The 12214-nt window shown below is 59.9% G+C and carries 9 protein-coding genes; 1 reads left to right on the forward strand and 8 read right to left on the reverse strand.

All coding sequences use genetic code 11. The features are described 5' to 3' along the window. Positions 1 to 31 precede the first annotated feature (31 nt). Positions 32 to 358: a thioredoxin gene (trxA, locus tag AC3IT0_RS22350; RefSeq protein WP_111908381.1), complete on the forward strand. Its 327-nt coding sequence runs from the start codon at positions 32 to 34 to the stop codon at positions 356 to 358. Between the two features lie 5638 nt (positions 359 to 5996). Here the strand turns inward: trxA and AC3IT0_RS22355 are convergent. From AC3IT0_RS22355 to rpmH, 8 genes are all read right to left on the reverse strand, one after another. Then, positions 5997 to 7307 carry a ParB/RepB/Spo0J family partition protein gene (locus AC3IT0_RS22355; protein ID WP_489321807.1) on the reverse strand — a complete coding sequence of 437 codons (1311 nt, stop codon included), beginning with the start codon at positions 7305 to 7307 and terminating at the stop codon, positions 5997 to 5999. 66 nt (positions 7308 to 7373) lie between these two features. After that, entirely contained in the window at positions 7374 to 8447 is a 1074-nt protein-coding gene (locus tag AC3IT0_RS22360; protein ID WP_489321808.1) for a ParA family protein, read from the reverse strand. Between the two features lie 87 nt (positions 8448 to 8534). Then, a complete protein-coding gene (gene rsmG / locus AC3IT0_RS22365) occupies positions 8535 to 9185 on the reverse strand; it encodes a 16S rRNA (guanine(527)-N(7))-methyltransferase RsmG (protein ID WP_485837613.1) in 651 nt (216 codons plus the stop codon). A gap of 20 nt (positions 9186 to 9205) precedes the next feature. After that, on the reverse strand, positions 9206 to 9772 hold the full coding sequence (locus AC3IT0_RS22370) for a Jag family protein (RefSeq protein WP_489321809.1): 567 nt from the start codon (positions 9770 to 9772) through the stop codon (positions 9206 to 9208). Then, complete coding sequence (gene yidC / locus AC3IT0_RS22375) at positions 9772 to 10752, reverse strand: membrane protein insertase YidC (protein ID WP_489321810.1); 981 nt, start codon at positions 10750 to 10752, stop codon at positions 9772 to 9774. The genes AC3IT0_RS22370 and yidC overlap by 1 nt, the downstream gene beginning before the upstream one ends. A 16-nt stretch (positions 10753 to 10768) precedes the next feature. Further along, on the reverse strand, positions 10769 to 11164 hold the full coding sequence (gene yidD, locus AC3IT0_RS22380; protein WP_489321811.1) for a membrane protein insertion efficiency factor YidD: 396 nt from the start codon (positions 11162 to 11164) through the stop codon (positions 10769 to 10771). Next, entirely contained in the window at positions 11157 to 11567 is a 411-nt protein-coding gene (gene rnpA / locus AC3IT0_RS22385) for a ribonuclease P protein component (protein WP_056342732.1), read from the reverse strand. The genes yidD and rnpA overlap by 8 nt, the downstream gene beginning before the upstream one ends. A 40-nt stretch (positions 11568 to 11607) precedes the next feature. Continuing rightward, positions 11608 to 11745 carry a 50S ribosomal protein L34 gene (gene rpmH, locus AC3IT0_RS22390; RefSeq protein ID WP_003800212.1) on the reverse strand — a complete coding sequence of 46 codons (138 nt, stop codon included), beginning with the start codon at positions 11743 to 11745 and terminating at the stop codon, positions 11608 to 11610. Between the last annotated feature and the right edge of the window lie 469 nt (positions 11746 to 12214).

Below are 12214 nucleotides of genomic sequence, written 5' to 3' on the forward strand. Positions count from 1 at the left end.
GTAACCGCCATTCGAAGAGAGAGACAAGGTTATGAGCAACGCTAAAGACGTAACAGATGCAAGTTTTGGTGCGGACGTTCTGTCCGCCGACAAGCCCGTGATTGTGGACTTCTGGGCTGAATGGTGCGGCCCGTGCCGGAAGCTGGGACCCATCCTCGACGAGATCTCGGTTGAATACAGCGAGAAGGTGAACGTCGTCAAGGTCAACGTCGATGACAACCCCGCCATCGCCGCCGAGTACGGAATCACGTCCATCCCCGCCGTATACCTCTTCCAGGACGGCCAGGTGAAGAGCACTGTTATCGGTGCAAGACCGAAGCAGTTCTTCGAAAAGGAATTTGCGGACGTCCTGTCCTAATCATGTCGGGACTCCGGTCCAGCATGACCAGTTACACCGGTCTGTGGCCACTGCTTCCATGAAGCGGTGGCCACCGGCCTTTAATGACCAGCCAGTCGACGCTTGACCATGTAGCATCAACCTTGATTTGTTTCTTTACTTCACTGATTCCTCGTAGCTGCTCCTGGATACCAGTGCCCGGATGAGGAGCATGCCATGAGGCGGTTGGGCTGCGAACTCCGTCCAGTCGCCCCGCCTCCATCCCAAAGGCGGGGTTCCAGATTCGAAATTCTTGTTTCACGTGAAACATCGACGGTCGGGATGCGGCGCCTCGTTGTCGGCTTGCTGTTCACTTGCGGGGCGAATGACGCATGTCAGTGCGCCTACTTCGCAGGATGTGCCGTCTGAGTGGCGATTCAGCTGAGATGCCCAAAGAACAGAGGCGCCGAAGGAACGCTTCGGTTTACCAACAGTAGACCAGCTGTTCACACTTTCCATACCGCTACGAATTCTCATTCCCACGGACGCGAACCCCGGTCTCTGTTTCACGTGAAACATTGATTCACGTGAACCATCGACGACCTCCAGGACAACCGACACAAGGCGTCCCAACGTTCGCACAGGGGCAAACTCTCCGTCGATGTCAGCTTTGGTACTTGTTCCATCCGAGTAGCGTTAGCGAACGACGGAACCGCTCCGATTCGGTTCAGCTCAGTTCAGTTCAGTTCAGCTCAATTCAGTTCAGTTCAGTTCAGTAACGGTCCAGTTCGCCGACAAGCACCGACTACTCTGGCGAAGGCATCGACCGTAGATCAATGACAGTAGATCAATCAATGCCATCTTCTGCTTACAACCTTCCGCCGTCGCGACCGTCTTCCTTTGCACACTGATGCGTATCCCGCGATATGTTTCACGTGAAACAATGCCCAATCCAAGCAGGAAACTGCTGCTTCCCGCCACTACGTGCCAGCCCGCTGGCACTACCGGGAATACTGACATGAATCACGTTCTCGGGATGTAGCCGTATTGCGTCCATAGGCTGCGGACAGCATCCGGGTCACACCCAGAAATTCGATCGAACCCTAAGCAAAAACCAATTGAATCAGGTGGACTGGGCACCTTTGCGACCATTTTCAGAATCCCTCGGAACCAAATATGGACTGGAGCATCGAATTGCCGGAAACACGCTGGCCGGGCCAACGTTCCAGTCTCGCTGGTCGACTTGGTTTGAATCAAACGCCGATACTCGCAACTGGCCACTCGAGACGCCGCAGTTCCAAGATTTGGGGCAAACTCAACGCCGGTGGTCGGGAGCCAGCGCTGGTAAGGGGAGTCGGGCGCTGGTCGGGGCAAGCCGGGCGGCTGCCATATTCCGAGGATCCGATCAATTGGAGTCAATCCACGATTTCAAGGGCACAGTCCTCCCGAAAATGACGGCCAGCCCGGAAACGCGCACAAACCGATGCGCCAAACCGCGGCACGGTGGCAACCTGCCTCGAAGGTAGCCTGTTCAGTGGAAACCTGGACTGTTTCAGCAGTCCAGGTTTCAAGAGTCCAGTCTTGTCCACCGCATGTCGACGACACAGCCACGTGCAACTCAAGATGCAGCGACCCCGCGGGGGCATACTCGGGCTACGTTGAAAAAGCGACCAATAGAGATAAGTCGCCGTCGGGCGGATTGGGGTCCGTAGGCCTGAAAACTCACGACGCCTCTCAGACGACACGTCCGGCCTCCGGTGAGGATTTGGCCGGCGCCCGGAGAGGAACCGTCGCGCATTCCGGCCTATGTTCGCCGCGCTGGTGGGGCCCCATACGTGCTCATGGTCGCATTGTATGTTGTGTCCATTCATGCGGATGGCCAAAGGAGGATGCACACGCGGAGATTGTCCACGCCTGATATGCTCTGGCCCGCGCCCAACAACCGCCCCGGCACACGCACCACACGCATGTTGCGGCTTCAACCCTTGCACAGCGACCGCGCCAGTCTCAATGGCGCCATACCCGGAGACCTCCTGCGCGCCACGATTGCGTGCCGGCAAAGGGCTGCACGAGGATACATATGCCTTTCCACGCCGCACTGTCTCGTGAAACGTGCCCGGGTCGGGCGATGGTTCCGTAGATGGCAGACTCGAACGTACTGTTTCACGTGAAACGAACTGAACAAAAATTGGTTCATGTCATCCCTGGATGGAATGCCCAAAACACCGGCTCCAGAATGTGCTGGCTGCTCGCCTCTGCAGCCAGCTGCACGATGGCCGCGACGCCACCTCAAGCCCCTTGAGCCACGACCGGTGACTCGCGCACCCGCACATCGCCCACGCATAAGAGGCCACATTATTCACGCCGCAGATACCCTCTAAACCGCCGGCATCCTCCACTCCCGCCACCGGCCCTTGTGCATACCTGTGTGAGGGAACCTCAGTCCGAGCGCTGCAGGCTGCTGCGCCGGTGGGAGACCGTCAGCCTCCACCGGGGATGAAAGAAGATGGCCGCCGCGTAGCTGCCCGTAGTCCAAATAGGATCTGTGGCTTCCACACCACACATCCCAAGTCGCAGATCCCTACAGCTGTCGTCCAGTCAGCGAAGGACGGTACCAGAGTCGCCTAGTTCGGTCATCAACAAGTCAGTCCACGCTACAGTTTCCGACCAGGGCGGCCACCACTAGACCACACGACCAATAGGCCACGCGTCGATGGGATGCGCGTCAGAAGAAAGCGCCGGGCACTCAGCATCAGTGTTGGCAGGTCATGAATCAACTGGCCTATGCCTGTGTTCCGGGTCAGACGCCGGAGCCCGAGATGCCCGATTAGCTCCACATGCACAGACCTCGACCGGGTGATTGATGTGAGTAGATGACGTTGGCGTATTCATCCGAAGCGTGACTGTCCGGTTCGACTGCCGGGTTCCATGGGCTAATTTCACAGGGTTTCGAAGTTATCCCCAGATGTTATCCACAGGCTTATCCACCGGCCAGTAGATCGTGGATCCAGTGCCGCTGGTACTCGGCTCGAGATCAGGAGACACTCCCAAGTCCGAACTTCTTCCGGAACGCCTACCACGGATGAGGCGCGTGATCACGTTGGACTGGCGGTATCGCCGGAAATCGAACTATTAGCGTCGCTTTCTACCCCAATTTCGAGCCTCGATGGGCCTTCGTATTGTTTCACGTGAAACAGGACGGCAGAGGCCATCTCGCGCACGTGCGGACTGCTCGTTTCTGGATGTGCTGGCGTGGGCCAAATCTCTTCGTGATGGCCACCACCACGCAATCTATCCACAAAGTTATCCACAGTGATATCCACCACGCTATTCACACCCTAAGGACTCGGGCCTATGTCGGCTCCAACTGACGTCGTGGTGAGTTGGCCTCGCCCCCCAGGGTAAATGACGCCCTGGACTCACAAACCTTTCATGCCGCATTCTTGCCCATTCTCCAAACTGCTTCCGGTCTGGAGAGGCTGAACCACCTCAGAACGGGCAGTGCTCTGGGGCGATTTCCATGGCCTAGCTACCCGTTCGGGACCTCAACTTTCCGAGCAATCCTGTCTGTCACAAACTGGCGAACAGCCAGACGACCCAGTCCTCCACCAGCAAACTCGTTCCCCTCCCGGAGACTCCGAGACTGGGCCTTTCTGTCTGCTGCACGATCACTTCCCAGAGGGGCGGAGCCAAATCGAGGAGGTGCTCCAGGAACGCACTGTGAGGAGTTGCCCCAACGTCCTGCTGTGACGGCCTGGAGTAGTGCGGTCCGGCTCGGGGATGGTGATCCCGGATGCGGCCGCCGGCGACCCTATTGGCCAGCCCAGGGGATTGATATGGATTCCTCGGATCAGTGCGTATCGAGGCGCCCTGCAGTCTCCATTCCGCCGCAGCATCCCATCGCCGCAGCACACTGTTCGGCGCTAGGCCCGTTGGGGATGCCAAGATCGTACCTGCCCGACCGCCCGACTGCCCGACCGCCCGACTGCCCGACTGCCCGACTGCCTTCCTGCCTTCCTGCCTTCCTGCCTTCCTGCCTTCCTGCCTTCCTGCCTTCCTCACACGATGCTACCGATGCTACGGAGCGCCGGCGTGCGGCCCTCATCGCAGCCCTAGCCCGTCCCTTCTGAGCTGCCCAAGCCCGGTGATCGACCCTAGGCGTCCAGCTCACAGCTCCTCTCGGATCGGCCTGGAAGCGTTCTGTTCAGGCTCGCCGCCCGCCGGATGGAACGTGGGCGCCAAGGTCGGGCTACGACGGGCGGGGCCATGCTGTGGCCTCCGGCCATGGCCCTCCATTCGATGCTGGCTCCCAGGACGCCTTGCCAATGTCCCCTGAGCGCCTGGGCCGGCGTCCCCTGCGCCTTGGGCGGGGGTCCGCTGCGTCGGCAGCATGTGGCGTACCGCAAACCGTCACTATCGGCGAGGGGAGTGGGGCACCGTCATCCTCGTTGCGTGACGAGCATCATCGGCTCCAAGCCGTGAACTCCAGAGATTGGGCCCGTCTGTTCCCCCCGGCGATCGAGATGGGAGGACCGGCCTGCGGGATTCTCAAACCGAGACGCAGCCCGCTCCCTGGCGCCGTCAAGACATTCGGCCCAAGGGGCCATGCAGGTCACAGCACACTGGACTCGTCCCGATGTTTCACGTGAAACCATGTGCAGGACTACCGCGTGTGGAGGACTACCGCGCGCAGACCGGGCCTGATCTGCAGTCCAACTACGAGTAGCTCTGCCAGCGTCGGCTGCGCGTGAAGCCTCTCGGATGCTGCAAAGCAGAATTCACTTCACCGCATCCGCAACCACACTTCGGGTGTCACATTGGCTACATCAGTCGTTGAGAGCGTAGACCACACCAACCTCATGATCCCATTAGCCGGATCCGTCGCCCAGACCCCTCACTCGGCCCATTTGCTGTTTCACGTGAAACAGTCGCCGGGAGGCGCCTTCCCCATCTGAACCAGACCCTGTCCCAGCTTGGAGGCCAAAATCCGCCGTGCCCACAAGTCCGCGGTGAAGACATCCATCCTGGCTCATCCCCATATTCGACGAAGCAGACGGGGGACGGGGCCGACACCTGCACGGGTACGTGCGCTGCACACTAACCACATGGAATAGAACGGGGCAAGGCCAACGAACACGGCATTCCCGCCAGCTTCGTCGGTCCGGCCTGCACCGACTGATTGAAGATTAGCCCGAATCAGGCCTTCTTCAACCGCGTTGGCGCATCGGAATGCACTGGATGCACTGGATGCACTGGATCCACTTCATTATGAGTCGCATCAGAGTGACCAGGGTTCCGTCGAATCGACACTCCGGCCTGATTGCCAACTTGAGAGCTCGCGACTATGCCACCTGCGTTTCGGCCAGTGCCAATCTCCAGCGGGACCGCAATCCTGACGCTACAGAAGTCCACCGCTGCCGCGGGAACACAACCATAGACGCCAGTCATTGGAGGAGTCCTAGGCCTCGGACGGTCCCAAGTCCGCGTCTCACCACCTAGAAGTATTTCATCGGGCTCAGGCGGTATGCCATGTCATGCGACCCGCGGGCTCTGGATTTCGGGCACTTCAGCTCCACCGTGTACGCAGCCAGTATCAACTCCAGAATGTAAAGATGGCAGCTGTGCAGACACAAGAAGGGCCTGTTTCACGTGAAACAGGCCCTTCTTTGAAGAGACAACGCTAGTTTTCAGATCCTGGCGCAAGAACTTCCATGATGCGGTTCAGGTCTTCAACACTGGCAAATTCAATGCTGACGCGCCCCTTGCGGACGCCCAGGGAAATCTTGACGTTGGTGTCCAGGCGGTCGGACAACGAGGATGCCAGATAGTCCAGTCGCTCGTGGCGGGCTCCCGGACGAGGGATGTTGTTCTTGGCAGGCTTCGCGGGGTCCTGGTAAAGAGTCACGGCTTCTTCGGTTGCCCGAACAGACATGCCTTCGGCCACGATCTTCTGGGCGAGGCGTTCCATGGCTGCTGCATCCGGCAGGGCGAGCAGCGCACGCGCGTGGCCAGCGGAAAGAACGCTGGCCGCCACACGACGCTGAACCAGGGGCGGAAGTTTGAGCAGACGCAGCGTGTTCGAAACCTGGGGACGTGAACGGCCAATGCGGTCCGCAAGCTGCTCGTGAGTGGTTCCGAAGTCTTCGAGCAACTGCTGGTAGGCCGCCGCCTCTTCGAGCGGGTTCAACTGGCTGCGGTGCAGGTTCTCCAACAGTGCGTCCCTGAGGAGGTCGTCATCCGTGGTGTCCCGGACGATGGCAGGGATGGTCGCCATCCCGGCCGCCTGTACTGCCCTCCAGCGACGCTCACCCATCACCAGCTCGTACGGTTCTCCACCCTCTTCGGTTGAAGTACGAACCACAATTGGCTGGAGGACGCCGATTTCGCGCACGGAGTGGATGAGCTCCGCCATGTCATCATCATCGAAGACTGAGCGGGGCTGTTTACGGTTCGGATGGATGTCGGTGACCGGAATCTCGGCAAAGCGCACGCCGGGGACTTCCACAAGATCAACGCCGTTATCCGGCGTACTGCTCTGGGTTTCAGGTGCCTCGGATACAAACACGCCTGTCACGGCGTCTTCGGGAGCGCGCGCACCGTCCACCGCCGATACAGCTGTACGGCCATTTGCCGGAGCTTCCGCAGGAGCCTTGGCCGGAGATTTTGCGGCCGGCGGCTTGTCGGCTGCCTTGGCGGGCGCCTTCGCGGGGGAGGAGGTTCTCGGCGTGGCTGCTTTCTTCGTTACCGATGCGTCGTTGGCCTGACCCGGCGAAACCGACTCGGAAGCAACCGCCTCGGAAGATGCGGAAGCATCCGAAGCTCCACCACCATTCCCCGAAACATCGTCAGAGGAAGCGACTTTCTTACGGCCTTCCGGGAAGAAGAGATCCACCGGCCGCGACACAGCGCTGCCGTTGCCCGACGCACTACCGGCGGAACTTGGAATGAGTGCGCCAAGACCGCGGCCTAGGCCACGTCGCTTTTCGCTCATGGATAAATCCCTCCGATGGAAGAGCCAGGCATTGCCGGACTCCGGTTGTTGCAGTTCTTGAAGATTCTAGCGTTCAGCGATTTCGGCTGCGGCTTCCAGGTAAGACAGGGCGCCACTGGAGGAAGGATCGTAGGTCATGACGGTTTGCTGGTAGCTCGGGGCTTCTGAAATCCGCACGGAGCGGGGGACCACGGCACCAAGGACCTGCTCGGGGAAGTGCAGGCGTACTTCCGCTGCCACCTGGGCTGCAAGGTTGGTTCGGCCGTCGTACATCGTGAGGAGAATGGTGGACACCACCAGGTCGGCATTCAGGTGCTTCTGGATCATCTCAATGTTTTTGAGGAGCTGGCTGAGGCCTTCCAAGGCGTAGTACTCGCACTGGATGGGGATCAGAACCTCACCGGCTGCACAGAAGGCATTTACCGTCAGCAACCCGAGACTCGGCGGGCAGTCGATGAAGATGTAGTCGAGGCGTTCTTCGCCGTTCTTCGCCCGGGTCTTGGCATAGACATCGATCGCCCTGCGGAGCCGCTGTTCACGGGCCACAAGCGAGACAAGCTCAATCTCCGCGCCGGCCAGGTGAATCGTGGCAGGAGCACAGATCAGGTTGCTGATGTCCGGGCAGGGAGCCACCACGTCGGCAAGCGGGAAATCGTTGATCAGGACGTCGTAGATGCTGTCCACATCGGCATGGTGCTCGACGCCGAGGGCGGTGGAGGCGTTGCCCTGGGGATCGATGTCAATAACCAAGACGTTCAGGCCGGCCGCGGCCAGGGCAGCGGCAATGTTCACGGTGGTGGTGGTCTTGCCTACCCCGCCCTTTTGGTTGGACACCGTGAAAACACGGGTCTTCTCCGGCTTGGGAAGTTTCCGGCCAACCAGCCGTTCGCGGCGCCTGGTCTCGTGCGCCAGTTCCCGGGCAATAGGACTGGAATCGTCCATGGTGTCCATGACGTTGATCCTGCCACCCGTTGTTGTTTCACGTGAAACAGAGGCAAGAATTGCCATATCTGCAAGCGGATTCGGGTGACCTTCCCCTCGTCCCGGCGCGGAACCCATGCCCAAGCCAGCAACTGATCGTGCTGACCCCAAAGACACAAACGGGGGTATCCGTTGTGTGGAGGCTTCGCTACTGGTCACTGGGACACACTCACTCTCGTTCGGCTTTTTGCTGCCGTTGTCTAGCCTAACCGCTTCGCCCTGCAGACCAAGGCCACCGGGCCCGGACTAGGAGATCTTTCGGGACTTGTTAACGACGATCCGTACCACCGTAGTGGGCTCCTCCAGGAGGTTTTCACCGACAGTCACTACAGAGGTCTGGACGCCCCCGAGTTTCCGGATGACCTTCGCTGCTTTTTCGATTTCCTCGCCTGCGCTGCGTCCCTTAATGGCCACAACCTCGCCCTTGCCGGCAAGCAGGGGGATGGTCAGGCCGGCGAGGTTGCTCAGCGCGGAAACAGCCCGGGCAGTCACAACATCAGCGTCCACCATGCCGACTGCCAGTTCCGCGCGGGTCCGCATCACCGTGACGTTCGTCAGGCCCAGATCGTCCACCACTTCCTGAAGCCAGATCACCCGGCGTTCCAGCGGTTCGATCAGTGTCAGTTGAAGGTCCGGCCGCGCGATGGCGAGGCAAAGTCCGGGAAGACCGGCACCGCTTCCGACGTCGGCAACATGGCTGCCGTGCGCGATCTCGCTTTCGATGACGGCACAGTTAAGGACGTGCCGGCCCCACAACCGTGGGATCTCGCGCGGCCCGATCAGCCCGCGTTCCGTTCCGGACGTGGCCAAGTGCTCTACGTAGCGTTTGGCCAGGTCCAGGCGGTCACCGAAAATCTTCTCGGCCGCCAGCAATTCTGCTGCCGTGATGTCAACCATGATTAGCGGTTCAGCATTCTCTAGTCTGCGGATACAACGATGTGACGCCCGGCGCCTTCGCCCTCGGACTCGCTGACGAGGCCCAGGTCAGCGACGGCGTCGTGCACGATTTTGCGTTCGTAGGCACTCATCGGCTCCAGTGCCACGGCTTTACCGGACTCCTTGACTGAAGCTACCGCCTCCTCGGCGATCTTCTGGAGGTGGCCGGCGCGCTGCTGACGGTAGCCGTTGATGTCCAGCACCAGGCGTGAGCGGTTCTCCGTTGCGGAGAGGACAGAAAGCCGGGTCAGTTCCTGAAGGGCTTCCAGGACTTCGCCGTCTTCGCCGACGAGGCTGTTGAGACCATCCGTTTCGTCCTCGGCAACGATGGAGATGTATGTGCGGCCGTTCCGGACTTCGATGTCTATGTCGCCGTCGATGTCCGCGATATCAAGGAGTTCCTCCAGGTAGTCGGCGGCAACGTCGCCTTCCTCTTCGAGGCGGCTGGCAGCGGATCCCTTGGTGGAAGCATCGGCGTCAGTCGCTGATTCGTCCTGATCGTCAATGATCTCGTCGGAAAGGGCGTGTTCGGTGCTTTCGGCTGACATTACTTTTTCTTCCTGTTCTTACGCTGGGGCTGGACGCGCTGTCCCTTTTGCTCGATGATCGCAGCTGCGGCAGCTGCCTCTGCTTCGGCGTCGGCCTTTTTCCCGCCCAGGATGGGCAGGGCCGGCAGGCCCTTGGCCGCGCGGCGCTCGGCGAGTGCCTTGGCGGCGGGGGATCCCGGCGTCGGCATGCGGCGGATGACGAAGAACTGCTGCGCCATGGTCCAGAGGTTGGTGGTGGTCCAGTAGATGAGGACACCGATGGGGAAGTTGATGCCACCCACGCCAAACACGATGGGCAGGATGTACAGCATCATCTTCTGCTGGCGCATGAACGGGCTGGCCATGGCCTCTTCAGACATGTTCTTGGCCATGATCTGCTTCTGCGTGATGAACTGCGAGGCCGTCATGGCCAGGATCATCACGATCGATAGCGTCCACACGGCCACCACGTTGCCGCCCGGGGGCGTGCCGTGAAGCAGGGTTGCCGAAAGCGGGGCACCAAAAATGCTTGAATCATCGAACTGGACCACTTGCTCGTGGCTCATGGCACCCATGGTCTTGCCCTGGGTACGGGCGGCCGTGATGCCGGACAGAACCTGGAAGAGCGCGAAGAAGAACGGCATCTGGATCAGCATGGGCAGGCAGGCCGAGAACGGGTTGGTTCCATGCTTCTTGTACATGGCCATCTGCTCCTGCGCCATTGCCTGGCGGGAGAGCTGGTCGGTCTTGCCCTTGTACTTGTCCTGCAGCTTCTTCAGGTCCGGCTGCAGGAGCTGCATGCCGCGCTGGGCCTTGATCTGCTTGACGAATACCGGGATCAGCGCGGCCCGGATCACCAACACCAGGCCGATGATGGACAGTGTCCAGGTCCAGCCGGAAGCTTCCGGCAGGCCGATGGAGCTCAGGCCCTCATGAAAACCCACCATGATGATGGACACAAGCCACTTGAACGGAAACATGATTGTTTCAAAGAAGTCCATACGATATCCCTATTCGTCAGGCCGCAAGGCGGCCTTCTCCATCAGTCTGAGCAGCCAGGTACTTGTCCGGGTTGTTCAGCACAACAATTGTGGGGGTCCGGTGTTCGGGCCAGTGGCGGTGGCCGGCGGGGACATGGTCCACACCACCGGCATTCCACGGATGGCAGCGCACAAGGCGACGGGCCGCAAGCCAGCTGCCCTTGACTGCCCCATGGACAGTGATCGCCTCAAGGGCGTACGCCGAGCAGGAAGGAAAGAAACGGCACACCTGGCCATACAAGGGAGAAATCACCTTGCGGTAGGCCATCAGCAGCAGAATAAGAATGTTTCGGGGCAGGTTCCAGAGGAACGTACCCACGGCGGCAGCAACAGGCTTGAAGTAGTGGACGACGGCGGCAGTTACCTTACGCACGCTGTGTCCCTTCCTGTGTTGTACCGGTTGAACCGTTTACAGCAGCCCGCGGAAGGCGGCTGCCCAACCGGCTCATGGTTGATTCCAGTGCGGCGTTGTAGTCCGCCAGCAGTTGATCCCAGCTGGCGGCAGCGGACGCAGGCAAAGCCCGGACCACTATGGCGAACCCGGTACCGTACTCGCGCAGCGAGGCAGCACCGGCTTCCCTCAGTCTCCTCTTAACGAGGTTCCTGACCACAGCGTTCCCGACACCTTTGGAAACGATGAACCCGATCCGGCTGGGTTCGTCGGCAGCAATAGCTGCCGCATATAACACTACGTTCCGGCGTCCATTGCGGACACCGGAACGTACAGTTGTTGAAAAATCGGTTGCAGTCCTCAAACGGTTGCGGGTGGCCAGCACCTTAAACTCGCAAAGAAAAGTTGACCGACGAGTCAGTTATCTAGGCCGACAGTTCGGTGCGGCCCTTGCCACGACGGGCTGCCAGGATGGCGCGGCCGGCACGGGTACGCATACGAAGGCGGAAGCCGTGCTTCTTGGCTCGACGGCGGTTATTCGGCTGAAAAGTCCGCTTGCTCACGTTAGTTACTCCAGTGGATCAAAGGTGCGCCCACCCGATCAGTAAAAGGGGAAGAACTGGCCGACGCTAAGTTTTGTATATGCACGCTTCCCCCGGCTGCTCAAACGCGGTGCGTCGGAGAGATTCAGATGGGGCCAAAAAGCGTACACAAAGGACTTCACAACGTTAGGGCAAAATGCCTGCCAGAGTCAAACCGGAGAACCCCTGGGTCCCTGTCCCCGGCTGTGGTTAACCTGGCCCCACAGCCTGTGGATGAAGTGGCTCACAAGGCCTGTTTTCGAACCACAACGGTGTAATTATCCACAAGCTACTTCCCAGCTATCTTCTGGCCTTTTGATCCCCTAGAGTGGCTCAGTAGCCGATTATCCACGGACTGTGCATAACCCTGTGGATGAAGCTGAACCAGCATCCTGGTTCGGGACTTGGGGCTGCACGTAATGCAGACACGCAAGTTTTGAGGAACTGATTG

The sequence above is a fragment of the Pseudarthrobacter sp. KH_020_B genome (genome assembly GCF_057840185.1).